Origin of the sequence: Gillisella terrae (assembly GCF_004801395.1) — a bacterium.
In the GTDB taxonomy this organism is placed as follows: Bacteria; Pseudomonadota; Alphaproteobacteria; order Rhizobiales; family Rhizobiaceae; genus Allorhizobium; species Allorhizobium terrae.
In genome coordinates, this window is sequence record NZ_SSOA01000003.1 from 43,633 (window position 1) to 67,953 (window position 24,321).

Below are 24,321 nucleotides of genomic sequence, written 5' to 3' on the forward strand. Positions count from 1 at the left end.
AAGATTCTGATTATGAAGGTTTTTTTACAATTGCGATTTTAGTCGAAAATTATCGAGTGAAACCGGCCTGTCGGGAATTTCGATTCTGAACTGTGTGCCGGGGCCGGGTTTCTCCACCAGTGCGATGGTTCCGCCATGGGCCAGCACGATTTCGCGGGCAATAACCAGCCCGAGGCCGGTGCCGCCTGAACGCACGGAGCCGCGAAAAGCGGTAAACAGATTTTCTCTCGCTTTGCGCGGCATGCCGGGGCCGTCGTCGTCCACGGTAATGGAGACGACACTGCCGACCCGATGGGCTGACAAAATGATTCGGCCGGGCAGATCGCTGCCCGATCCGGCCAGTGCCTGAGCGGCATTGCGGCAAAGATTATGAATCACGCGGAACAATTGCTCGCTGTCGGCGTCAATCTCAATGTCGGGCCTGATCTGGCAAATGAACTGGATGCCGGTATCAAGCGCAAGAATATCTTCCACCTCCTGACTGAGGCTGGCGAGAGCAAATCGCCTCCGTCTCGGCTCGGCTTCAGAGGCCTGGCCATAGGCCAAAACCTCACTGGTGTAGCCCACGGCGCGATCAATGGTGCGCACCAGCTTAGGCGCGAAGCTTTTGACCATCGGGTCTTCCACGTCCGCCAAGCGATCAGACATCAGCTGCGCCGAGGCCAGGATGTTGCGCATGTCGTGGTTGATCTTGGAAACCGCCAATCCAAGATCAGCCAGATTTTTCTGCTGGCGCAGGGTTTTCTGCAACTGTTCCTGCATGCTGGCCAAATGATGGGCGACGAACGCCAGTTCATCGCGCCCGGCCATTGCGCCCATTACTCTGGATGGATCTTCAGGGTGCTCTGCGAAATCCTGAATATTGCGGGTGAGGCGGCGCATGGGGTTGATCAGAATCCTGTTCAGGCTCACGAACAGCAAAAGGCCGGTAATCACCGAAATGATCAGAGAGACGATGGCGATTCTCCCGGCATAGGCCAGCAAGCCGCGATGCAAGGCGGCATCGGACATTACCACTTCAACCTGCATCTGGGTGTCGCCAATCGGGCCGGATACGCTGATCAGCCGGTTGCCACCAAAGATGAGGGTTTCGAATGCATCTTTGATGGCGTTCAGCGTGCTCACATCGGTGAGGTCATATTGTCCGTCAACCTCCTGAGGCATTTCTGTCATCGCCAGCAGACGCGATGTTCCGTCTTTGCGCAGCACAATCGCCTTGGTGCCTGTGGCAAGCAGGGTATCGGCCTGAACTTCTTTCGGCAGGGTGCGCGGCTGAAGGCCGTCAATCACCACGCTGGCGGCTGCGGCCTTGTTGATATTGTTACGTAGCCAGTTGAGGCGCATTGTGGCAATCGATGGCGCAAAAATCAGCACTTCGGCGGCCAGCACAAAGGTCATTGTCAGCACAAGCACCTTGCCGGAAAGTCCCCTCAGACGGCTCGGCATCTTCATGGCTTGAACCGTGTCGGCCCGATCCTTGTTGGTTTGATCCTTGTTGGTCTGCTCTTTATCAAGCGGCTGTCGCTTGTGCATGGGTGAAACCCTCATCGTCTCGGGCAGTGCGCCGCCAGCTGCCGACATCTGGAAAAGCGGGGTCGCGCTTGTTGCAAATGCTGCTTGCCTTTGTCATTTGCGTTGCACCATATCACGGGAAAATCACTGGGTAAAACATCAAGATGACGGGGAATTGTTCTTTGCCGCGTCATCCCGGCATGGGTGCAACATCAAGGCTATGCCCGCTTTGATGGGGTTTTGATGGCTATTTTGGCCCGATTGTCTGGTCGTTGAAGATTGACTCTCAAGGCTATCCTCCGTATAAGCCGCGCGCCTGCCCTTGGTTTGCCCGTTGATCGGGTGCCTTTGGCGTGGCTTTAATCCAACGCTCTTGCAAGTGATTGCAAACCCAAGAAGGGCCGCACACCGCGGTATTAAAAAAATGAAGCGTACTTACCAACCGTCCAAGCTTGTTCGCAAGCGTCGTCATGGTTTTCGTTCTCGCATGGCAACCAAGGGTGGCCGCAAGGTTCTGGTTGCTCGCCGCGCACGCGGCCGCGCACGTCTTTCCGCTTAATGTCGGGTGGGCCCGATGAAAGCGTTGGGCTTATGACGTCTGAAACGACACACAAAACTGTCGGCCGGTTGAAAAACCGGCCGCAGTTTCTTGCTGTTCGCACTGGCGAAAAACGCAAGGGTAAATATTTTCTCCTTGAAGTGCTGAAAAGAGCCGATTCCGAGGGCGAGGCCCGCGTCGGATTTACCGTCACGAAAAAACACGGCAATGCTGTTGAGCGCAATCGGATGCGCCGTCGGCTGAAAGAAGCCGTTCGCACGGATGTTTGCTTTGCAATGCAGCCCGGACATGACTATGTGATCGTGGCGCGCCGCGAGGTGCTGACGGCTCCGTTCAATGGGCTGAAATCAGCTCTCAGGCAGCGCATTCAAGACAAATTCAATGTTCGGCATCCCGATACGAGCCGTGCCAGGAAGGTATGATGGAAAATAACCGCAATTATCTCATCGCGATTGCACTTTCAGTGCTGGTCGTATTGGGCTGGCAGTTCTTCTACATGAACCCGCGGATCGAGGCTCAGAAACAGGCCGAACAGATCAGGCAGGCCGAACTTGCTAAAAACCCGGCAAACAAGACGACTGCTGGCGCGGCGCAGGTTAACGGCGCTCTGCCGGGCGGTGTGCAGGCAAACGCGACCGAGAGCCGGGAAGATGCCATTGCCAAAACCCCGCGTGTCGAAATTGAAACCAAGGCTCTGGTTGGCTCCATCAATCTGACAGGCGCACGTCTGGATGATCTTCGTCTCAAGGCCTATCATGAGACAGTGGACAAAACGAGCCCGATTATTTCGCTCTTGAACCCGGCTGATACCAAAGACGGTTACTTTGCCGAGCTTGGTTATATCGGTGGCGACAAGGCGGGTTCTGTGCCCGGCCCTAACACGGTCTGGACCGCAACGGCTGGCGAAAAGCTGACAGAAACCACGCCGGTCACGCTGACCTATACCAACAATGCCGGCTTGACCTTTACCCGCAAAATTTCGGTCGACGACCATTACATGTTCACGGTGGAAGATACCGTGGCCAACACCGGCAATGCCGATGCCAGCCTTGCGCCCTATGGCCGCATTACCCGCTACAACAAGCCCGCTGTGGCATCGACCTATGTGTTGCATGAAGGCTTTCTGGGCGTGATTGGCACAGGCAACAGCCTGACGGAAGCCAAGTACGCGTCGATTGAGAAAGAAAACGAAGTCAACCCGAAGGCAACTGGCGGCTGGCTTGGCATTACCGACAAATATTGGGCGGCAACTTTGGTGCCGGATCAGAAGCTTGCCTATGATTCGCGCTTCTCGCACTTCACCGATGGTCAGGCCCGTTTTCAGGCCGACTATAAGAATGATGCGGTCTCGATTGCACCGGGTCAGTCGACAACGCTGAAAACCCTGTTGTTTGCCGGTGCAAAAGAAGTTCCGGTTATCGACAAATACGAAGTGTCCTACAATATCCCCGGTTTTGACCGGTTGATTGACTGGGGCTGGTTCTACTTCCTGACCAAGCCAATGTTCAAACTGATGGACTTCTTCTTCCGTCATGTTGGCAATTTTGGCGTGGCCATTCTGCTGACAACCATTGTCGTCAAGGCCTTGTTCTTCCCCCTGGCTTCCAAGCAATATGCTTCCATGGCCAATATGAAGCGCATGCAGCCGAAGATGGAAGAGTTGAAGGCCAAGTTTGGCGACGACAAGATGGCGCTGCAACAGGCGATGATGGCGCTCTATAAAGAAGAGAAGATCAATCCGGTTGCTGGTTGCTGGCCGCTGCTGTTGCAGATTCCGGTGTTCTTCTCGCTCTATAAGGTCATTTACATCACCATCGAAATGCGCCATGCGCCGTTCTTTGGCTGGATTCGCGACCTTTCGGCTCCAGATCCAACCAGCATTGTCAATCTGTTTGGCCTGTTGCCGTTTGAAGCACCAACTATTGTGCATCTTGGTGTCTGGCCGCTCATCATGGGCTTCACCATGTTCTTGCAGATGCGCATGAACCCGACGCCGCCAGATCCAACCCAGGCCATGCTGTTCAACTGGATGCCGGTGGTGTTCACCTTCATGCTCGGTTCTTTCCCCGCTGGTCTGGTGATCTATTGGGCTTGGAACAACTCGCTCTCGGTGTTGCAGCAGTCGATCATCATGAAACGTCACGGCGTCGAGATTGAACTGTTCAAAAATCTGGGCAGTTTGTTTCGGAAAAAAGAAAAGCCGGCGAAATAGCAAGGCGAGTTGATTTGCAAAGCCCCCGGCCTGAGCGCCGGGGTTTTTGTTTGGAATTGGCATGGTTTTGTGGTCGAATTCAGCTGGCATCAGGAGAATGAAAAAATGACAACGATACAGAGCACTGATGAGAAGCCGGTTTTTGGTCGCCCCTGGGTTTTTATCCGCGGTGTGCCTGCCATGAAATTTCTGCCACCGGAAGGACCGCTGGAAATTGCCTTTGCGGGCCGCTCCAACGTCGGCAAATCCTCGCTGATCAATGCGCTGGTTGGGCAAAACGGCTTGGCGCGCACGTCCAATACGCCGGGCCGCACGCAGGAGCTTAACTATTTCGTTCCCGAGGGCTACAGCGGTAGCGGCGACGATCTGCCGCCGATGGCGCTGGTGGATATGCCAGGCTATGGCTATGCCAAGGCCCCCAAGGAAACGGTGGATGCCTGGACCAAACTGGTGTTTGACTATCTGCGCGGTCGCGCCACCTTGAAGCGGGTTTACGTGCTGATCGATAGCCGCCACGGCATCAAATCCAATGACGAGGAAGTGCTCTCGCTGCTGGACAAGGCAGCGATGTCCTATCAGATCGTTTTGACCAAGACAGACAAGATCAAGGAAGCGGGCGTTCCGCGCCTGATTGGCGAGACGTTGGAAAAGATCAAAAAGCGTCCAGCCGCCTTTCCCGAAGTGCTGTCGACATCCTCTGAAAAAACCAGAGGTTTGGATGAGTTGCGGGCGGCGATTCTGAAAACCGTTGGGCTTACTGCATAATTCCTTAAATCGGAATCGATTTAAGGTGAAAATTATGCAGCAGATTTAAAGTGTTACAGCGCCGTGCGCCATATTTGGCGCACGGCGCTGTAATGCGTAGGCACGGGCAAGCCTTTATGCCGTAAAATATTTCGCCCCTGCGCCTTATAGAACGCAGGGGCGGTCAAAAAAAACCGGCGGCAGGAGAGACATCGCCGCCGGCTGCTAGCCGAAACGCTGTGTGGGGTTACGTTTTCGGCAGCAAAACCTTGTCGATGACGTGAATGACGCCATTGGATTGTTTCACATCGGCAATGGTGACATGGGCCACGCCACCTGTTTCATCGGTGAGCGTGATTTTGCCATTGGATTCCTTGGCCTTCAGAATGCAGCCGCCCACGGTTTTCACATCGTGCTCGCCGCCGTCATCCTTGATCATTTTTTCAATCGCGCTGGACATGGCATCGGCTGCCACAACATGGCAGGTCAGAATCTTGGTCAACTTGGCCTTGTTGGCGGGTTCGAGCAGAGTCTTGACCGTGCCCTTGGGCAATTTGTCGAAGGCTTCATTGGTTGGCGCAAACACGGTGAAAGGGCCTTTACCTTCCAGGGTGCTGACCAGACCGGCTTCCTTTACGGCTGCCACCAGCGTGGTGTGGTCTTTCGATTTGGATGCATTTTCAATGATGTTTTTGGTGGGGTACATGGCAGCGCCACCTACCATCGGGTCCTTGGCGAAGGCCATGGAGCTGGTGGCCGCAAGAACAGATACAGCCGTGAGCAGGCGAAGGGTTGTCTTGGTCATCTGTCAGTCCTCTTCCCGTTTAAAATCTTCATCTCTCAATCCCACCCATCATGGTGTGGGGGACAAGAGCAAAGACGAAAGCGAGGACGAAAGAGTTTCAAGAAAACGAAAAAATATTAAAAGCCTATGATTTTACTGCATAATTCCTTAAATCGGAATCGATTTAAGGTGAAAATTATGCAGCAGATTAAAAGTGTTACAGCGTCCTTTGTGCGCCATATTTGGCGCACGGCGCTGTAAAAGGATATTTATGGTGCGTGGGTCACGCCTGTGCCGATCACCGCGCCGGTTGGCAAGCCGGTTGGCGAGCCGCCAAGCGGCTCAATGCTGACCGCCAGCGTGACGCCATCTTTCAATGTGGCGCGCATGGCATCGGGCACCAGAAATTCGCCTTCGCCGGTTTGCGGCAAAACGCCAAGCGAGTGCGGCTTGCCGCTGGCCTCGATCATCCATAATTCAAGCGATTTTGCCGCAGCACCGTTGCTGGCAACGGGCGTCACCCGCAAGCGGCCGCTGAAGCGATTGTAATTGGCAATCAGCGAGAGGTCAGAATTGGTGGTCTTGAGATCGGCAACGATGTGGCGGCCGCCATATCGGCTCTCCCACATTCCCATTTCAACGCCAGCAAGCGAGGCAACAGCAATGATGCTGACCAGCGAAACACCGCGCCACACGCTCACCGAATTCCAGATACGGCTGAGGCGGCTGGTTTTTCGTTCATTCTGTCGGCCAAACAGGCGCGTTTCAATAGCCGAGAAACTTTCCGGCCTTGGTTTGACGACCTCGTATTCGTCATTAAACTGCGAAAGGTTTTCTTCCCAGCGGTGCACAACAGCGGCAAACTGGCGGTCCTGCTTCATGCGGATCTCGACCCGCGCTCTGCTTTCCGCAGAAAGCACACCCAGCACATATTCCCCCGCCAGCACTTCGTCTCTGGAGCGGTTCCCCTTGCTTTGGTCTGGTTCGTTCATCTTTCCAAACACTCTCTCAACGACAACAGGCTGCGACGTAGCCATGTGCGCACCGTATTTAGCGGCACACCCAAACTGTCCGCCAATTCCTGATAACTTGCACCCTCCACATACGCTGCCCTCACAGCGCGTGCTTTGCTAGCTTCCAACTCTTCCATGCACCTGTCAATCCGCTTTCCTTCACTGCGCAGGCTGGTTGCCTGTTCGGGATTGGGGGCGGTGTCGGCAATGTCCCAGTGCTCATCAATGTCATGGGCGATTGGCGCGCGCACCCGCAGCTTATCAATACAGTGATAGCGGGCAATGGCGCTCAACCATGCCATGGCATTGTGGCCGGATGCGGCAAAGCTCTCGGCCTTTTGCCAGATTTTGACAAAGATATCCTGCAACGCATCTTCCGCCTCTGTCTTGTCTTTAAGAAGACGAATGCAAAGGCCAAAAAGTTTCGGGCTTGTCTTGCGATAGAGTTCGGCTAAAGCAGTGCGGTCTCGCAAGGCCACTTTGGTTAATAAGACTGCCACGTCGTCGTTCATACCACCCTCTTGTCACTGGAGATGTGTTCGAATGCCACCCAACCGAGGTTCTGAGTTGCACCACTATGGTATGGTTTCGCAAAATGCGGGCGCATGGATTGCTTTTGCCCGACGATAATTCGGCTTTGGGGGAATTATCGTCGATATAGGCGCAAAATTTTGCATTAAAGCGGGTTGAGGCGAACGCGGCTCCACGGAGATCCGTTTTAATTCTTACGGTGCAGGACGTCCGGTGTCGTTTAATTGAGGACAATTAAACGCGACTCGCTTGAGGGCGAAATTTTTCACCGCAAAACGATTTTGATTTCAGACATTATGCAGTAGAAAGCTGCGAACCAACCGAAGGGATCTCCCATGAGCGCCTCCGAAAGCGAAACTCAGGCCCGGCTTCTGGCCCAGGCGCTGCCCTATATGCAGCGTTATGAAAACAAGACCATTGTTGTAAAATATGGCGGCCATGCCATGGGCGATGCCGATTTGGGCAAGGCTTTTGCCAGCGATATTGCGCTTTTGAAGCAATTTGGCGTCAACCCGATTGTCGTGCACGGCGGCGGCCCGCAGATTGGCGCGATGCTGAGCAAGATGGGCATCGAATCAAAATTCGAAGGCGGATTGCGCGTCACCGATCAAAAGACGGTCGAGATTGTTGAAATGGTGCTGGCTGGCTCCATCAACAAGGAAATCGTCGCCCTCATCAACCAGACTGGCGAATGGGCGATCGGCTTGTGCGGCAAGGACGGCAATATGGTCTTTGCTGAAAAGGCCAAGAAGACGGTTGTTGATCCTGATTCGAATATTGAGCGGGTTCTCGATCTGGGCTTCGTCGGCGAAGTGGTTGAGGTTGACCGCACCCTTTTGGATCTTCTCGCCAAGTCAGAGATGATTCCGGTGATTGCGCCTGTCGCTCCCGGCCGTGATGGCCATACCTATAACATCAATGCCGACACCTTTGCCGGTGCCATTGCCGGTGCCCTGCGCGCCGATCGCCTGCTGTTCCTCACCGATGTTCCCGGCGTGTTGAACCGCAATGGTGAATTGATCAAGGAATTGTCCGTGTCTGAGGCGCGCGCCCTGATCAAGGACGGCACCATCTCTGGCGGCATGATTCCGAAGGTGGAAACCTGCATTGAGGCGATCAACGCAGGTGTACAGGGTGTGGTCATCCTCAACGGCAAAACAGCCCATTCTGTTCTGCTCGAAATCTTCACCGAGCATGGTGCGGGAACATTGATTGTTCCTTGAGATTGAACTTGAAAAAAACCGGCTCTTTTGAAGCCGGTTTTTTTATTTACAGCTTTTCTGCAACATCGCTTGCCATTGGAATGGCGGGTTGCGCGCCGGGATTGAGGCAAGCCAGAGAACCGGCAATGGCCGCACGCTTCAAAGCGTCTTCGAAGCCGAGACCGGCATCCAGGCTGGCGGTAAAATAGCCGCAGAATGTATCGCCCGCACCCACCGTATCAACGGGTTCAATGGTCAGACCGCTGGCGCGATAAAGCTTGCCCTCATGCAAAGCCATAACGCCTTCTGCGCCGAGGGTGACAATCAGGGTCTGGCCAGTCTCGCCATGCAGACGCTGCATGGCCGCTTCGCGTTCCGCATTGCCCATGCCGCTCTCGCCAGCAAGACGTTCAAATTCGGTTTCGTTGGCAATGACAATATCAGCCATTTTGCCAAGCCGCGCCGCCTCATCGGTGAGGGGAGCGATGTTGATGACGGTGCGGATACCGGCGGCGCGCGCTTCATGCAGGGCCGTTTCCACAGCCTCGGCCGGAATCTCAAGCTGGAGCATCAGTGTGTCCGTTGTGCTCATGCCCTTGAGGGCGTTGCTGGCGTCAGCGCTGGTCAAGGTGCCATTGGCACCCGGCACCACGGCAATCATGTTTTCACCGTCAGCTTCCACCAGAATGAGGGCTGTGCCTGTTGGCGCTTCGACGCTTTTCACAAGCGAGAGGTCTGTGCCACCGTCTTTAAGAAGCGCAACGGCATCATTGGCAAATCCATCCTTGCCCACGGCTCCCGCCATTTTCACTTGTGCGCCCGCACGGCATGCAGCCAGAGCCTGGTTGGCACCCTTGCCGCCTGCTGCCGTGGCAAAGCCCGTTCCTGCCACGGTTTCGCCGGGCTTGGGCAATCGGGTGGTGGTGGCGATAAGGTCCATATTGATGGAGCCAAAAACGGTAATCATGGCAAGGCCTCCTGAATCAGTGTGGCTCTCTTTTGGGCGACAGTTCAGTCTTCGTCAACAACCCGCAGCTTGAGATGACCCGTGCGGCTCTCTGCTGCTTTCTCAATCGGGCTGGTGGCACTCGCGCGCGCGGCCAGATCAGGTGCAGGCTCAAAATCCATCGACTCAATTTTGGCTCCACGTTTGTTCAATTTGTCGGCGGAGGTCAAAATCATATCGACATCTTTCTGCGCGGCCAGAAAATGGCTTTGCAGTTTGCGGGTGCGGTCATCCAGGCGGCCAAGATCATCCATCAGATGAATAACTTCCGCCTGAATGAGATGGGCCTGCTCACGCATCCGCTGATCTTTCAGCACGGCTTGAATGACCTGAATGGACAACATCAATAGGGAGGGCGAGACAATGACCACCCGAAGGCGGTGGGCGCGTTGCACGATGCTCTCGAAATTCTCATGCACTTCGGCAAAGATTGACTCGGATGGCACAAACAGAAAGGCGGTATCCTGGGTCTCACCTGCCAGCAGATATTTGTCGGCAATATCCTTGAGATGCACTTCCATATCACGACGAAATTGCTGGCTTGCGACCTTTTTCTGCTCGGGCGTTGCGGCATCGCGAATGGCGTTCCAGGCTTCCAGCGGAAATTTGGCATCAATCACCAGCGGCGGCTGGCCATTGGGCATGCGGATAGTGCAATCGGGTCTGTTGCCGTTTGAGAGCGTGTCTTGAAAAGCATATGCCCCCATGGGCAGGCCATCGGCAATGATGGTTTCCATGCGTGCCTGTCCAAAAGCGCCGCGGGTCTGCTTGTTGGACAAGATCGCCTGCAAACCCACAACATCTCTGGCCAGCGTCTGGATGTTGTTCTGGGCAGCATCAATCACTGCCAGACGCTCTTGCAGGGTGCGTAGGTTTTCATGGGTGGATCTGGTTTGTTCGCTGATGGTTGTGCCAAGCCGATGCGTCAGGCCATCCAGCCGCTCATTGATCGTGCGGTTCAATTCAGCCTGTTTGGAGCCGAACACTTCCGTCATGGCCGCCATGCGGCCTTGCATCTCGGCTTGTGCCTTCATCAAGGCCGCCATGCGCTGGTCTTCCCGCATCTGCCGTTCATCGGCAAACTGCTCTTCCTCCCGGCTGGCCCGGCGCGCGGAAAAAAGAAAAAACAACAGCAGCAAAAAGCCAAAGCCCAGCACCAATGCGCCAAAGCTGAATTGAAATGTGCCCAGTATCAGAGCAGGCGAGCGGAGAAACGAGAGGACTGTGTTCATGGTGCAAGCTTAACAGATTTATAAGTCGTGAAAAGATCAAAACATGAACATTTATTGGGAGGCGCAAAGCAGTTTTCAGAAGAGTGAATTATAAGAAAACAATAATAAAGCGCTTTATAAAGAAGAAATTTACCTAAGTGATTTAGAACAAACTAAAGGAATCTATAATTTTGCCGCCAAAGAGGATCGAGTTGATGATGACTGCGGAAGAAAAGGCAGCGCTTGCAAAACGGCTTGATTTTATCGGGCTGGATGCTGAGGCCCGCGATGTTTTGCGAGGGTTGGGGCCGACAATTCGGACGCATGTTGGTGCGGCGCTCGATGTTTTCTATCAGAAAGTGCGCGCCACCCCGGAAACCGCCCGTTTTTTCCGAAGCCCCGAGCATGTATCGGGGGCAAAGGCCCGGCAGGAAGAGCATTGGGGCGTTGTCGGCACCGCCAATTATGATGATCGATATGTTGAAGGCGTTCAGGCCGTCGGTCGCGCCCACGCCCGGATCGGGCTGGAGCCGCGCTGGTACATTGGCGGTTACGCCCTGCTGCTGGAGCAATTGGTTCATACGGTGATAACCCAGCGCTGGCCAAGCCGCTTTGGGCGAGGGGGGTCCGAGAAGCTGGCGCAGGAGGTTGGCGTTATTGTGAAGGCCGCCTTGCTGGATATGGATTATTCAATTTCCATCTATCTGGACATCTTGGCTGAGCAGCGCGATCAGGCCGAAGCCACCCGTATCAAGGCTGAGGAAGAGCAGAAGCAGGCCCTGACCGTCCTGACAGATGCTTTGGCCCGCTTGGCCGAGGGTGATCTGGAGTTTCATTTGCCCGAAGACATGCCGGTCAATTTCCGCCAGGTGGCCGAGGATTATAATCGCTCGGTGACGACTTTGGCCGAAACGCTGTCGATTGCGCGCAGCGCTGGCGAGGAAATTCTGAAATCCACCTCGTCGATTGCCGATGCGACGGGCAATCTTGCCCACCGCACCGAGCAGCAGGCCGCAGGTCTGGAGGAAAGCACGGCGGCCTTGCATGAATTGTCGGGAAGTGTTTCGACAGCTGCCGAGGGTGCGCAGAAGGCTGCAAATGTTGTGCGTGTGACCTTGAGCGAAGCACAAAGCTCTGGCGAGGTCGTGACGCGGGCGGTTGACGCCATGGGCGCCATTGAACAATCGTCGGACGCCATTTCCAAAATCATTGGTGTTATCGATGAAATTGCTTTCCAGACCAATCTTCTGGCCTTGAATGCCGGTGTTGAGGCGGCGCGCGCGGGTGAGGCAGGCCGTGGTTTTGCCGTGGTGGCGCAAGAGGTGCGCGAACTGGCGCAGCGATGCGCCAATGCGGCACGCGAGATCAAGGGCTTGATTTCACAAAGCTCGGATCAGGTCCAGTCGGGGGTCGGGCTGGTGAACAGCGCTGGTGAAGCCCTGCGGAATATCATCACCCGGATTGATGAAATCAACACCATCGTGGCGAAGATTGCGCTGGCGGCTTCGGATCAATCGGGCGGGTTGAAGGAGGTCAGTACCGCTATTGGCAGCATGGATAGCATCACCCAGCAAAATGCCGCCATGGTGGAGGAGACATCGGCCCAAACCCAAACGCTTCGCGATGAGGTGGAGCGGCTGGTGGGGGCCTTGCGCGGCTTCAAGACCCATGCCGCCAATCATGGCTCCGGCCAGGGACATCGGAACGAACACGTTTTGCGTCGGACGGGATAAACAGCCGTCCTTGGCCGATATCGCGCGTTTTTTCGATTTCCTTGAAATCCATGATGGTTTATGGGGAAACCCATGACGATAAAGCCCATTATTATTTTGCCCGACCCGCTGTTGCGCGAGGTCTCCAAACCCATTGAGCGGGTCGATGCCGATCTCTCCCGCTTGATCGATGATATGCTGGAAACCATGTATGATGCGCCGGGCATTGGTCTGGCCGCCATTCAGGTGGCTGTGCCGCGCCGTTTGCTGGTGATTGATGTGTCCAAGGAAGGCGAAGACAAGCAGCCGCTGGTCTTTATCAATCCGGAAATCATCACCGCATCTGAAGCCCGCTCAACCTATGAAGAGGGCTGCCTTTCCATTCCCGATTACTATGCGGAAGTGGAGCGTCCGGCTGCTGTGACGGTCAAGTCGCTGGATCGCGATGGCAAGGAGCAGGTGATCGAGGCCGATGGCTTGCTGGCCACCTGTTTGCAACATGAGATCGACCATTTGAACGGAACATTGTTTATTGATCACATTTCGCGGCTGAAGCGTGAGATGGTGATCAAGAAATTCACCAAGGCAGCCAAGTCCAAGACTTCGCTGTAAGCGGCCCTGTTTCTTCTGTTCTGGTCTGGATTGGCTGATGGCATTGCGCATTATCTTTATGGGAACTCCTGATTTTTCGGTGCCAACGCTCAAAGCGCTGGCAGAAGCAGGGCATGAGATTGTTGCGGTCTATAGCCAGCCGCCACGGCCCGCTGGACGGCGTGGGCTGGATTTGACCAAATCGCCGGTGCATCAGGCGGCGGAAGCGCTTGGCATTCCGGTGTTCACACCGCTGAATTTCAAACTGGAGGAAGACCGGCAGGCGTTTCTCAATCACAAGGCCGATGTGGCGGTGGTGGTGGCCTATGGGTTGCTGTTGCCGCAAGCCATTCTCGATGGCACAAAGCTTGGTTGCTATAACGGTCATGCCTCGCTTTTGCCACGCTGGCGGGGGGCTGCCCCCATTCAGCGCGCCATTATGGCCGGTGATGCAGAGACCGGCATGATGGTGATGAAAATGGACAAGGGGCTGGATACCGGCCCCGTCGCCCTTACATCACGCATCGCGATTACGCCGGAGATGACGGCGGGTGAATTGCATGATGCTCTCAGCGACATCGGCGCCAAGGCAATTGTCGAAGCAATGGCCAAGCTGGAAGCGGATGATCTGCCGCTAACGGAGCAGAAGAGCGACGGTGTGCTGTATGCCGCCAAGATCGACAAGGCAGAAACCCGTATTGATTTTTCCAAGCCCGCCTCTGCGGTTCATAATCATATTCGCGGCCTGTCGCCTTTTCCGGGGGCCTGGTTTGAGGCCAATGTGAATGGCAAGCTTGAGCGCATCAAGGTTTTGGCAAGTCAGGTGCAAGACGGCCAAGGTCAGCCGGGCGAAGTGCTGGATGATGCGCTGACCATTGCCTGCGGCGAGGGGGCTATTCGCCTGACGCGCTTGCAAAAGGCGGGCGGTAAGCCGCTCAGTGCACAGGATTTTCTGCGCGGCACGACATTTGCGCAAGGGACGGTTTTTGCCTGATGCCTCGCTATAAAATGACTGTTGAATATGATGGCACGCCCTATGTGGGCTGGCAGCGGCAAGACAATGGCCCTTCCGCCCAAGGCGCGCTGGAAGCGGCGGTTCTATCGCTCACCGGTGAAGTGGTGGCGGTGCGCGGCGCTGGCCGCACCGATTCCGGTGTGCATGCCAAGGGGCAGGTGACCCACGTGGACCTGAGCCGCGACTGGCAGCCCTATAAGCTGCGCAATGCGCTCAATGCCCATCTGGCGCAGGCCGGCCAAGCGGTGAGTGTGCTTGAGGTCGAGTGTGTGCCGGATGAATTTGATGCGCGCTTTTCGGCCCTGAAGCGGCATTATCTCTACCGCATCATTGCGCGGCCTTCACGCCTTGCGCTGGAGGCCAATCGCGCCTGGTGGGTGTCCAAACCGCTGGATCATGAGGCCATGCATGAAGCCGCCCAGATGCTGGTGGGCAAGCATGATTTTACCACATTCCGCTCGGTGCATTGTCAGGCGATCAGCCCGGTGCGCACGCTGGATCGGTTGGATGTGACGCGACACGGTGATTTGATTGAAATCCGCGCCTCCGCCCAGAGCTTTTTGCACAATCAGATCCGCTCGTTTGCTGGCACGTTGAAAATGGCGGGCGAGGGCAAGATGACGCCGGATGATGTGCGCAATGCTCTTGAAGCCCGCGATAGAAAGGCCTGCGGGCCTGTGGCCCCGCCAGAGGGGCTTTATTTCATGCAGGTGGATTACCCGACAGATGGCAATTGGCGGCCTTATTCCAACGCCGAGTCTAAAGCGGATTGACGTTCAGATAGCTTTGCAAAAATTCGGATAAAAGCGTGGTCGGCACCAGCATGATCATGGTCATGGTGGCAACCAGCAGAGTTTGCGGGCCGAAAATGGCAGCCATCAACCGAAAAACGCTATAGGCCAGTCCCAGCAAAAGCACCAGCCACAGCAGGATGATCACCTGTCCAAGGCTAGGGGCCACGACAGCCAGCGCTACCAGAGCCGCATTGGCATAGGCGATCGGCAGAGCCAGCCAATTGGTGGTGACCACAATCGCATTGAAATGCTGGGCCAGCGACAGGATCAGGCAGACAATTGCGATCAGCACCAGCGGCAAAAACCAGCTGGCCATATCAATCATCGCCATGCGCAGAAAAAACACGCCGCCGGTCTGATCTTCGCTGATCACACCCATCATCAAGGTTCGATACCAAAACAGCCACGAAACAAACATGGCTGGAAGAGACCAGAGGATAGACCAGAAGGACCGGCTGACACCGCGATCCGAGATGTCGAGATAGCCAAAACCCTTGTTGTCGCCTTTCAGCACCAACCAAAGGCCGGTCAGGTAGAATTCGACCTCTTTAAATCCCGGCATGGGCAAACCAGCCTTCGATGAACTCGGCATAAATGCCGGTCAGTGTTTCAAGGTCAGCCACCGCCACCCGTTCATCCACCATATGCATGGTCTGACCCACCAGGCCAAATTCCACCACCGGGCAGTAATCCTTGATAAAGCGGGCATCGGATGTGCCGCCAGTGGTCGAAAGGGCTGGCGTTCTGCCAATGGTTTTTTCAATGGCTGCGGTGAGCGACTGAATCAGCGCATCGTCGCGCGTCAAAAACACGTGTGATGGCCGATCTGCCCAGGTGATCTCATATCGGAGCGGATCGCGACCGGGCCGCAAGGTTTGATCAGCGGATGCTGCGTCAAGGCGGCGGATAATCTCGGCCTGAACGGTTTCTGCTGTCCATGTGTCATTGAAGCGGATGTTGAATTTGGCGCTGGCGCGGTTTGGCACCACATTGGTGGCCGGATTGCCGACATCAATGGTGGTGACTTCCAGATTGGATGGCTGGAAATTGTCCGTGCCCGCATCAAAAGGCGGACACATCAACGCTTCCGTGAGCTTGATAATGCCGCGCACCGCATTGTCAGCCAGATGCGGATAGGCGGCATGACCCTGCACACCATGAACAGTAATGTGACCGGACACCGAGCCGCGACGACCAATCTTGATCATGTCGCCAAGCGTGTCGGGGTTGGTTGGCTCGCCCACAAGGCAGGCGTCCCAGCGTTCGCCGCGCTCGGCGGCCCATTGCAACAGCTTGGTGGTGCCATTGATGGATGGGCCTTCTTCATCACCGGTGATCAAAAAGGAAATCGACCCCTTGGGGGCACCATGCGCTTCAATATGGCGGGCAACGGCTGCGACAAAACAGGCAATGCCACCTTTCATATCCACCGCACCACGGCCAAAAAGTTCGCCGTTCGAAATCTCGGCTGAAAACGGCGGATAAGTCCAATCGGCCTCATCACCCACCGGCACAACATCGGTGTGGCCTGCAAACATCAGATGCGGGCCTTCCGTGCCAAGGCGGGCATAGAGGTTTTCAACGTCTGGTGTGCCGTCTTCACGCGCAACCATCCGCGACACTTGAAAGCCCAGTGGCTCCAGCATGGCAGCCAGCGCCGTCAGCGCGCCACCTTCTGCGGGGGTCACAGAGGGGCAGCGGATCAGGGTTTGGAGATTTTCAACCGGATCAGAGGCGGGCGAGGTATTGGCAGGATGGGACATAAAACACACGGACGAAAGGCTTGTGAACATTGAAGTTCAGGAGCCAGACAGGGTTGCTGCCTCCTGATCGATCTCAAAATGTGGTGTTAAACTTAATCGCGCAGCAGTTCATTGATGCCGGTCTTGGAGCGGGTCTGTGCATCGACGCGCTTGACGATCACGGCGCAATACAGGCTTGGCGCTGGCAGACCATTGGGCATGGTGTTGGGCGATGGCATGGAACCGGCAACAACAACCGAATAGGGCGGCACTTCGCCATAGAACACGTCGCCGGTGGCGCGATCAACAATCTTGGTGGATTTGCCGATGTAAACGCCCATGCCCAGCACCGAGCCTTCGCGAATAATGCAGCCTTCAACCACTTCCGAGCGCGCACCGATGAAGCAATTGTCTTCGATAATGGTTGGGCCAGCCTGCAAAGGCTCCAGCACGCCGCCAATGCCAACGCCGCCTGACAAATGCACATGCTTGCCAATCTGGGCGCAAGAGCCAACGGTTGCCCATGTATCGACCATCGTGCCTTCGCCCACGTAAGCGCCAAGATTGACAAAAGACGGCATCAGAATGGCGTTTGGCGCAATAAAGGCCGAGTGGCGCACAACGGCATTGGGCACGGCACGGAAGCCGGCGGCGCGGAACTCGTTCTCGCCCCAGCCTTCAAACTTGGATGGCACCTTGTCCCACCATGTCGAATTGCCTGGTCCACCCTTGACCACTTCCATGTCATTGAGGCGGAAGGAGAGCAGCACAGCTTTTTTCAGCCATTGATGCACGGTCCACTGGCCATCATCGCCACGGGTGGCAACGCGCACCTTGCCTTCATTCAGCAGGTTCAGGGCTTCAACAACGGCGTCGCGGATCTCGCCTTTGGTGGCGATGTTGACCGTATCGCGGTTGTCAAAGGCGGTTTCGATGACTGACTGAAGGGAAGAGAGGTCCGTGGTGCTCATGAGGATTCCTTAAACTTCATTGGCTCACGTCTGGTTCCGACACCATCGGCCTGACGTTGATAACTGGCAAAATTCTCTACTGCATAATTGTGCAAATCGAAACCAATTTAAGCTGAAAATTATGCGGCATACAGTAAGGAATCCTTGAAGCCTTATGGGTGATGTTGTCTCTCACAGACATCACTTTGTCAAAACACGATGCAAAAGCAGAATGCGCGTGTTGCGTGGCAGAAGAAGAAAGGCTTGATCATGGCAAGAAATGGCAAAACAAGACGGCAACCCGATGAAACCACCCGAGGCCCGCTGAAAGACAGCCATAGTGACCGCCAGAGCGCCGCCTGTGTTCCTTTGACGCCGCAGACGCAATCGCCATCCTATCGCTTGGCCTATGCTGATGATGAATTTATGTGCCGGGAGGAATTGCGTCCGGTGCGTTTGCAGCTGGAATTGTTGAAAACAGAAATGGTGCTGGCGGAACGCGGCATCAAATCCACTGTGGTGATGTTTGGCGGGGCGCGCATTCCCGCTCCCGGTCAGGCGGCCTGGGCGGCCCGCAATGAGGTGCAAAAGCGCAATCTTGAAGCTGCTTCGGTGTTTTATGATGAGGCGCGGGCTTTTGCCCGCAAATGCTCCGAGTTTTCAGCCACACTGGATTATCAGGAATATGTCGTCACCACCGGCGGCGGGCCGGGTGTGATGGAAGCAGGCAATCGCGGTGCCGCTGATGTCGGCGCTCCGACCATCGGCCTCAACATCGTGCTGCCCCACGAGCAGGCCCCCAATGCCTTTGTCACCCCCGAGCTATCCTTTAATTTTCACTATTTTGCCATTCGCAAAATGCATTTTTTGATGCGGGCAAAGGCGATTGTGATTTTTCCCGGTGGTTTTGGCACGCTGGATGAAATGTTTGAGGCCATTACCCTCATTCAAACCAAGCGCATGGCTCCCATTCCGCTGATCCTGTTTGGCAAGCAATTCTGGCATCGGATTATTGATTTCGACAGCCTTGCCGAGTTTGGCACAATTGCGCCGGAAGATGTTGATCTGCTGAATTTTGTCGAAACAGCCGATGAAGCCTGGGAGGTGATTGCCCGAACCTATGGTATTGGTGCACCCGCAGCTGTTGAGCCTGCGTTGTAAATACCAAAAGACCCGCCGGATGCACACGCGGCGGGTCTTTCAATGTTGCTTTGGGTTGGGCGAGGTTTTTCTAACCCCGATGATGCGTCTCAGTTCAGAACGCGCCGCAAATTGGGCGTATCCAGCGAGAACGCCGGAATGGCAACATCAAAGCTCTCACCTTGATCGGTGACCATGTGATAATGGCCGAACATCATGCCCGATGGCGTATCGAGCGGGCAGCCCGAGGAATATTCATAGGTTTCGCCGGGTGTCAGGCGCGGTTGATCGCCAACAACGCCGGGGCCATTGACCTCATCAACCTGACCATTTTGATCGGTAATGTTCCAGTAACGGCTGACAAGGCGAACGCTATAGCTGGAATGATTGGTGATCACAACCCGGTAGCCCCAGACATAGCGATTGTCTTCCGGGTCAGACTGTTCCGCAAGATAATAAGGCTCTACACTCACTTCTATGTCCCGCGTCAAAGCGCGGTACATGAATGGGGCTTTTTCCGTGTTTTCATGAGCATACATGAGCGAAGCCGATAAAGTTGTCATGGGAGCAGAACTGATCGTGGATAAAACACCATAAAACAATTTAGAACATGAATAAAATTAATTTCTAGTAAAAGCGAGGCCGAGCCCGCGCTTTTTATGGTGCAGGCTTTGCTCGACTTTAGCACAGTGTTACAGCGCCGTGCACCATAAATGGCGCACGGCACTGTAAAAGTTACGCCGTAATGGCTTGCAGTGCCTTATCGAGATCTTCAATCAGATCATCAGCATCTTCAATGCCGCAGGACAGGCGCAAAGTTCCGGGCGAAATTCCCAGTTCTGCGCGGGCTTCGTCCGTGAGGTTCTTATGGGTTGTGGTGGCCGGATGGGTGATAAGGCTCTTGGCATCGCCAAGATTGTTGGAGATCTTGATGACCTGCAAAGCATTTTGCAAAGCAAAAGCCGCCTGTTTGCCGCCCTTCAACTCAAGTGCCAGCAGCGTAGAGCCGCCCTTCATTTGCTTGGCAACAATATCGGCCTGCGGATGGTCGGCACGGCCGGGATAGATGACACGGGCAATCTTGCTATTGTCGGCCAGAAAATCTGCGATTTTGCTGGCATTGGCTGTCTGCTGCTTGACGCGCAAAGGCAATGTTTCCAGACCCTTGAGCAATGTCCAGGCATTGAAAGGCGACATGGCTGGACCCGTGTGGCGGAAATAGTCTTGCAGGTTTTCCTGAATCCATTCCTTCGACGAGAGTACGACACCACCAAGGCAGCGGCCCTGACCATCGATATGCTTGGTTGCCGAATAAACCACCACATGCGCGCCCAGCTCCAGCGGGCATTGAAACAGCGGTGTGGCAAACACATTGTCGACCACCACTTTGGCACCGATCTGATTGGCGAGTTTAGCGACGCCTGCAATATCAACCACTTCGAGGGTTGGATTGGTCGGGCTTTCCAAAAACAGGACTTTGGTGTTGGGGCGAATGCCAGCTTCCCAGTTTTTCAGATCGCGGCCATCCACCAGCGTAAATTCCACGCCATATTTGGGTGCCAGGGTTTCAATCACCCAGCGGCAGGAGCCAAACAGCGCACGGGCGGCCAGAATATGATCGCCAGCCTTGACCTGACATAGGATGGCGGCGGCAACTGCTGCCATGCCGGAGGCCATGGCGCGCGCATCTTCAGCGCCTTCCAGCATGCACATGCGGCGCTCAAACATATCATTGGTGGGGCTGCCGTAGCGGGCGTAGATATAGCCTTCAGTCTCGCCTTTGAAGCGGGCTTCCGCAGCTTCCGAGCTGTCATAGACAAAGCCCTGGGTGAGATAGATTGCTTCGGATGTTTCTCCGTAAGGAGAGCGCAACGTGCCGCCGTGAACCAGTTTTGTTGCTGCGCGCCAGTTATCAGTCATGCTGTTTAAGCCTTCCCAAACACAAAAAAACCGGTCGCGAATACGGACCGGTAGCTTGCGCCCGGTCTATTTAGCCAATTATTTAACGTGGCTGCAAGCCGACCGGCCAAATCACCACGGGATAAGATTGGCTTACGCCGATCTTGCTCTTGCGTCAATTGTGTGACTTTGATTTTGTCGCCGAAAAGGAAAACGACTTATGAAGCGCAATTCAGGTATTTTGGCGGATCGTGCCATCCATGAACTTCTCAACGCTGGTCGCCTGATCACCGAGCAGGCTCTGGATGGTGATCAGATTCAGCCCGCCAGCCTGGATTTGCGTCTCGGCTCAAAAGCACTGCGGGTGCGCGCCAGCTTCATGCCCGGTCCCAACAGCACGGTTGAAGACAAGCTGAAGCGCCTGACCCTGCATGAAATTGATCTGGAAAATGGTGCCGTTTTGGAAACCGGCTGCGTCTATATCGTGCCCTTGATGGAAAGTCTGGATCTGGCGGATGATCTTTCGGCTTCGACCAATCCCAAAAGCTCCACCGGCCGCCTCGATATTTTCACCCGTGTGATGGTCGATTATGCGCAGGAGTTTGATAAAATTCCGGCAGGCTACAAAGGCCAGCTTTATCTCGAAATCAGCCCGCGGACCTTCCCCATCATCGTGCGGCGTGGCTCTCGCCTGTCGCAGATCCGCTTTCGCATTGGTCATGCGCTTCTGACCGATGCGCAATTGCTGGATTTGCATGCGGCGGAAACGCTGGTGGCCAGCGAAACGCCGAATGTGTCGGGTGGCGGTATTGCTCTGTCAATTGATTTGAAAGGCTCAGGGCCTGACGGGCTGGTGGGCTATCGCGGCAAGCACCATACCGCTGTGATTGATGTGGACCGCAAGGGTGTTCACGACGTGCTGGATTTCTGGGAGCCGCTCTACAGCCGTGGCCGTGATGAGCTGATTTTGGACCCGGACGAATTCTATATCCTCGTGTCACGCGAGGCGGTGCATGTGCCGCCGCTCTATGCCGCTGAAATGACCCCTTATGATCCGCTGGTGGGCGAGTTTCGTGTGCATTACGCCGGTTTCTTTGATCCCGGCTTTGGCCATGCACCTGCTGGCGGCTCTGGCAGCCGGGCCGTTTTGGAAGTGCGCAGCCATGAGGTGCCCTATATTCTGGAGCACGGGCAAATCATTGGCCGTTTGGTCTATGAGCACATGCAAGAGCACCCGCAAGGACTTTACGGCACGGGCCTCGGCTCCAACTATCAGGCGCAAGGGTTAAAACTGTCCAAGCATTTTCGCCTATCGTGAATGGGGCAAAGCTTGTGCTTTGATGCTTGACATCATGCATCAAGTGTAGGATTCCTCCCATCACAAGCGGGTGTAGCTCAATGGTAGAGCAGCAGCTTCCCAAGCTGAATACGAGGGTTCGATTCCCTTCACCCGCTCCAAACCCTCTCAAATGACCGATTTTTCATCGCTTATGCCGTGACCTGCGTTGTCGGCACGTCGCGCTTTGTTGGCATATGCGGTGTCTTGTTCCAGAAAAAGGGTTTGGTTTTAAGCTCAATTACAGCTTTCCACGCGGCCCGTGAGGTCATGAGCCAGTAAATCGGAATGGTCGCTGCACGCCAGCCGATGTGCTTTCGCTCTCGTTCTGTCATGGCAGCGCTTCCAAGCGCCAGAAACACCAGATAACTGCCCAGGATATTCATCATATCGATCCAGAACATGACGGTTTCCCGCAACGGAATATCCGTGATCGGTTTATCGAGCATGGCATAGAGTGTCATGCCCAGAAAAATGAGAATGGTGGGATGCAGGAGTGCCGAGATCAACATGCCGCCGATCAACAGTTGGAAGACCAGAAAGGCCTTGCCACCCATGGTGTTCCAGGCAGCGCGAGGGTGGCGCATCAACACCAGCCAGGTTTGCAGCCAGCCCTTGAACCACCGGCTGCGCTGACCAATCCAGATATGGGTCGATGTTGGTGCATCTTCCAGTGTCGCGCGCGTCAGTGTCTCGCAGCGATAGCCCGCCCGATAGAGGCGCAAGCCCAGATCGGCGTCTTCGGTGACATTGTAAGGATCCCATGCACCGATCTTTCGCAAAATATCCGTTCGAAAATGGTTGGACGTGCCGCCCAGAGGCAAGGGCATTTTATAATGGGACAGGCTGGGCAGAATGCCACGAAACAGAGCGGCGTATTCCAGCGCAAACAGACTGCTGATCCAGTTGTCAGCAACATTGGCAATAATCAGAGGTGCTTGCAGGCAGGCCACTTCAGGCGGAGCTGCGATGAAATGGGCATAGGCTTCGTTGAGCTGGTCGGGGTGTGGTCTGTCTTCTGCATCATAAATCACCAGATAATCACCACGCGCACCGGCAAGGGCATAGGTGAGGGCTTTGGGTTTGGTGCGCGGTCCAAGGGCTGGTGTCAAAACGATTTCGAAATGCGAAGGAAGGGGGATTGCACTCAATGCAGCCAATGTTTCAGCATCATCTTCCTCGCAGACGAGCTTGATATCCAGGCGCGAGGCTGGCCAGTTCAGCCGCTGCATGGCTGCAATCAGTTGCGGCACAATCGCACTCTCACGATAGATCGCAACCAGCACTGTGTAGGTTGGCAGAAACGTGCTGGCGGGTAGCAAGAGGGTTGGTGCGGCAGGTTTGCGGACTTTTTGCAACAAAAGCAGACTGCGAAACCACAATGTGCCCATATAAAGCAGTGAGAGCAAGGTATGAATGCCGATCCATGTTGCCCGTGTGGCGGTCACGGCAGCAAAGCAGGCAAGGGCAATCAGCAGGCCCGCAAAAAATGCTTGGCGTGCCGTGAGCACCGTGCGGGCCGACTGTTGGGGGCTGGCATGAAAAAGCTGTGCCGTGGCCGCCTCTGCACGTCTTCTGGCCCCCACTTTCCAGGCGGCGTCAGCGATGGCCTGGGGCGTAGCGATGGCGAGAGAGGCGGCAAATTCGGGTGATTGGCGCAAGCGCGCCTGAATGGCGGGTAGACGCCTCGCCTCCGGCGCAATCACAGTCACTGGTGGTCGTGTTTTGTCGTAGAGACGAATGATCGAAGGCTGGGTCAACTGGCTGTCGATAAATTCACTATCGAAAATCTGGCGTGTGGGCAGCGTTTCCAGAAAGGGCAGATTGAGGAGGTCTGCCAGCCTTGCATAATAGTCTTTCGCGCTCATGTAGTCGCAGGTCAAAAACTCTTGCTCAACTGTTGTGCCGTTGCGCAGTGCCTGTTGGGTCAATCGGCTCAATATTGTCGGGAGTATGCCAATCTGCTGAAGAACCAGCAGTTCGTCGCCAAAAGGATTGGCTGGGGTGCCGTGTTGAGACCGACACCCATGCCGGGGGGCGGGCCTGAGGAAGCGAATTGTGCTAACCTGCTGATCATCTTCACTGGGCACAGTCTTTTGCTTTCTTGAAATAAGATCCGTCATGAAAGTTGTTTTTGGACTGTGACGTCCAGTATTGGCAGCGAGGTGCCGTAACGCGGTCGAGGGACGACGGGCACGGATGGAGCGATCCGTGTGAAAGTCGCAATTCCGCCGCAGGCGAGAGGTTAAATTCGATAGAAAAAGGCCGTGTTTACAGCTTTGCTCCGAAAAGCGGGAGCCAGTTTTTGGAAAAATCCGATGCGAAAACAAACCCCTGGAGCATCGTGCCAATTCCAATTTTCTGCACG

Annotated in this window: 23 protein-coding genes, 1 tRNA gene and 1 riboswitch; of the genes, 12 read left to right on the forward strand and 12 right to left on the reverse strand. The window is 55.2% G+C overall.

What is annotated here, in order from left to right:
• Nucleotides 1-24 precede the first annotated feature (24 nt).
• Complete coding sequence (locus E6C51_RS07435; protein WP_407920780.1) at nucleotides 25-1,533, reverse strand: sensor histidine kinase; 1,509 nt, start codon at nucleotides 1,531-1,533, stop codon at nucleotides 25-27.
• Between the two features lie 403 nt (nucleotides 1,534-1,936).
• Here E6C51_RS07435 and rpmH point away from each other — a divergent pair, with 403 nt between their 5' ends.
• From rpmH to yihA, 4 genes are all read left to right on the forward strand, one after another.
• Nucleotides 1,937-2,071 (forward strand): 50S ribosomal protein L34, encoded by a 135-nt coding sequence (gene rpmH / locus E6C51_RS07440; protein ID WP_075639015.1) that lies wholly within the window; start codon nucleotides 1,937-1,939, stop codon nucleotides 2,069-2,071.
• A 32-nt stretch (nucleotides 2,072-2,103) separates the two neighbouring features.
• Nucleotides 2,104-2,493, forward strand: coding sequence for a ribonuclease P protein component (gene rnpA / locus E6C51_RS07445; protein WP_146932097.1), 390 nt, complete (start codon nucleotides 2,104-2,106; stop codon nucleotides 2,491-2,493).
• On the forward strand, nucleotides 2,490-4,283 hold the full coding sequence (gene yidC / locus E6C51_RS07450) for a membrane protein insertase YidC (protein WP_190235529.1): 1,794 nt from the start codon (nucleotides 2,490-2,492) through the stop codon (nucleotides 4,281-4,283). Before rnpA ends, yidC begins: the two co-directional genes overlap by 4 nt.
• A 105-nt stretch (nucleotides 4,284-4,388) precedes the next feature.
• Nucleotides 4,389-5,048 (forward strand): ribosome biogenesis GTP-binding protein YihA/YsxC, encoded by a 660-nt coding sequence (yihA, locus tag E6C51_RS07455; protein WP_190235530.1) that lies wholly within the window; start codon nucleotides 4,389-4,391, stop codon nucleotides 5,046-5,048.
• Between the two features lie 226 nt (nucleotides 5,049-5,274).
• Here yihA and E6C51_RS07460 read toward each other — a convergent pair whose 3' ends face one another.
• The 3 genes from E6C51_RS07460 to E6C51_RS07470 form a co-directional block, all read right to left on the reverse strand.
• Nucleotides 5,275-5,832 carry a fasciclin domain-containing protein gene (locus tag E6C51_RS07460; RefSeq protein ID WP_146932091.1) on the reverse strand — a complete coding sequence of 186 codons (558 nt, stop codon included), beginning with the start codon at nucleotides 5,830-5,832 and terminating at the stop codon, nucleotides 5,275-5,277.
• 248 nt (nucleotides 5,833-6,080) lie between these two features.
• Entirely contained in the window at nucleotides 6,081-6,803 is a 723-nt protein-coding gene (locus E6C51_RS07465) for an anti-sigma factor (protein WP_190235531.1), read from the reverse strand.
• The gene (locus tag E6C51_RS07470; protein WP_146932087.1) at nucleotides 6,800-7,336 is read right to left on the reverse strand and encodes a sigma-70 family RNA polymerase sigma factor; all 537 of its coding nucleotides are present in this window, start codon (nucleotides 7,334-7,336) and stop codon (nucleotides 6,800-6,802) included. The genes E6C51_RS07465 and E6C51_RS07470 overlap by 4 nt, the downstream gene beginning before the upstream one ends.
• Nucleotides 7,337-7,690: 354 nt before the next feature.
• On the opposite strand from E6C51_RS07470, the gene argB reads away from it, so the two are divergent.
• Nucleotides 7,691-8,578, forward strand: a complete 888-nt coding sequence (gene argB, locus E6C51_RS07475) for an acetylglutamate kinase (protein WP_146932085.1) — start codon at nucleotides 7,691-7,693, stop codon at nucleotides 8,576-8,578.
• Nucleotides 8,579-8,624: 46 nt separating this feature from the next.
• On the opposite strand, the gene E6C51_RS07480 is transcribed toward argB, so the two are convergent.
• Both E6C51_RS07480 and E6C51_RS07485 read right to left on the reverse strand, forming a co-directional pair.
• Nucleotides 8,625-9,524 (reverse strand): ribokinase, encoded by a 900-nt coding sequence (locus tag E6C51_RS07480; RefSeq protein ID WP_190235532.1) that lies wholly within the window; start codon nucleotides 9,522-9,524, stop codon nucleotides 8,625-8,627.
• A 44-nt stretch (nucleotides 9,525-9,568) separates the two neighbouring features.
• On the reverse strand, nucleotides 9,569-10,795 hold the full coding sequence (locus tag E6C51_RS07485; RefSeq protein ID WP_190235533.1) for a DNA recombination protein RmuC: 1,227 nt from the start codon (nucleotides 10,793-10,795) through the stop codon (nucleotides 9,569-9,571).
• A 194-nt stretch (nucleotides 10,796-10,989) separates the two neighbouring features.
• On the opposite strand from E6C51_RS07485, the gene E6C51_RS07490 reads away from it, so the two are divergent.
• The 4 genes from E6C51_RS07490 to truA all read left to right on the forward strand — a co-directional run bounded on the left by E6C51_RS07490 (nucleotide 10,990) and on the right by truA (nucleotide 14,865).
• Entirely contained in the window at nucleotides 10,990-12,507 is a 1,518-nt protein-coding gene (locus E6C51_RS07490) for a methyl-accepting chemotaxis protein (RefSeq protein ID WP_190235534.1), read from the forward strand.
• A gap of 72 nt (nucleotides 12,508-12,579) precedes the next feature.
• Nucleotides 12,580-13,098, forward strand: coding sequence for a peptide deformylase (gene def, locus E6C51_RS07495; protein ID WP_190235535.1), 519 nt, complete (start codon nucleotides 12,580-12,582; stop codon nucleotides 13,096-13,098).
• A 37-nt stretch (nucleotides 13,099-13,135) separates the two neighbouring features.
• Nucleotides 13,136-14,071 (forward strand): methionyl-tRNA formyltransferase, encoded by a 936-nt coding sequence (gene fmt / locus E6C51_RS07500; protein WP_190235536.1) that lies wholly within the window; start codon nucleotides 13,136-13,138, stop codon nucleotides 14,069-14,071.
• Nucleotides 14,071-14,865, forward strand: a complete 795-nt coding sequence (truA, locus tag E6C51_RS07505; protein WP_190235537.1) for a tRNA pseudouridine(38-40) synthase TruA — start codon at nucleotides 14,071-14,073, stop codon at nucleotides 14,863-14,865. Before fmt ends, truA begins: the two co-directional genes overlap by 1 nt.
• Here the strand turns inward: truA and E6C51_RS07510 are convergent.
• The 3 genes from E6C51_RS07510 to dapD form a co-directional block, all read right to left on the reverse strand.
• Complete coding sequence (locus E6C51_RS07510) at nucleotides 14,852-15,448, reverse strand: hypothetical protein (protein ID WP_190235538.1); 597 nt, start codon at nucleotides 15,446-15,448, stop codon at nucleotides 14,852-14,854. The genes truA and E6C51_RS07510 overlap by 14 nt on opposite strands.
• Nucleotides 15,435-16,649, reverse strand: coding sequence for a succinyl-diaminopimelate desuccinylase (dapE, locus tag E6C51_RS07515; RefSeq protein ID WP_190235539.1), 1,215 nt, complete (start codon nucleotides 16,647-16,649; stop codon nucleotides 15,435-15,437). Before dapE ends, E6C51_RS07510 begins: the two co-directional genes overlap by 14 nt.
• Before the next feature lie 92 nt (nucleotides 16,650-16,741).
• Nucleotides 16,742-17,599, reverse strand: coding sequence for a 2,3,4,5-tetrahydropyridine-2,6-dicarboxylate N-succinyltransferase (gene dapD / locus E6C51_RS07520; protein WP_146932067.1), 858 nt, complete (start codon nucleotides 17,597-17,599; stop codon nucleotides 16,742-16,744).
• A 249-nt stretch (nucleotides 17,600-17,848) separates the two neighbouring features.
• Here dapD and E6C51_RS07525 point away from each other — a divergent pair, with 249 nt between their 5' ends.
• On the forward strand, nucleotides 17,849-18,739 hold the full coding sequence (locus E6C51_RS07525; RefSeq protein WP_407920785.1) for an LOG family protein: 891 nt from the start codon (nucleotides 17,849-17,851) through the stop codon (nucleotides 18,737-18,739).
• A gap of 89 nt (nucleotides 18,740-18,828) precedes the next feature.
• Here the strand turns inward: E6C51_RS07525 and apaG are convergent, their stop codons facing one another.
• Both apaG and E6C51_RS07535 read right to left on the reverse strand, forming a co-directional pair.
• A complete protein-coding gene (gene apaG, locus E6C51_RS07530; protein WP_146932735.1) occupies nucleotides 18,829-19,221 on the reverse strand; it encodes a Co2+/Mg2+ efflux protein ApaG in 393 nt (130 codons plus the stop codon).
• A gap of 232 nt (nucleotides 19,222-19,453) precedes the next feature.
• Nucleotides 19,454-20,638, reverse strand: coding sequence for an O-succinylhomoserine sulfhydrylase (locus tag E6C51_RS07535; protein ID WP_146932065.1), 1,185 nt, complete (start codon nucleotides 20,636-20,638; stop codon nucleotides 19,454-19,456).
• A 49-nt stretch (nucleotides 20,639-20,687) separates the two neighbouring features.
• Nucleotides 20,688-20,766, reverse strand: a riboswitch (SAM riboswitch).
• 71 nt (nucleotides 20,767-20,837) lie between these two features.
• Here E6C51_RS07535 and E6C51_RS07540 point away from each other — a divergent pair.
• Together E6C51_RS07540 and E6C51_RS07545 are read left to right on the forward strand one after the other, a co-directional pair.
• Nucleotides 20,838-21,935, forward strand: coding sequence for a 2'-deoxycytidine 5'-triphosphate deaminase (locus E6C51_RS07540; RefSeq protein ID WP_190235541.1), 1,098 nt, complete (start codon nucleotides 20,838-20,840; stop codon nucleotides 21,933-21,935).
• A 66-nt stretch (nucleotides 21,936-22,001) separates the two neighbouring features.
• Nucleotides 22,002-22,075, forward strand: a tRNA-Gly gene (locus E6C51_RS07545).
• A 30-nt stretch (nucleotides 22,076-22,105) separates the two neighbouring features.
• Here the strand turns inward: E6C51_RS07545 and E6C51_RS07550 are convergent.
• Nucleotides 22,106-24,043, reverse strand: coding sequence for a glycosyltransferase family 2 protein (locus E6C51_RS07550; protein WP_230987114.1), 1,938 nt, complete (start codon nucleotides 24,041-24,043; stop codon nucleotides 22,106-22,108).
• Nucleotides 24,044-24,321: the final 278 nt, after the last annotated feature.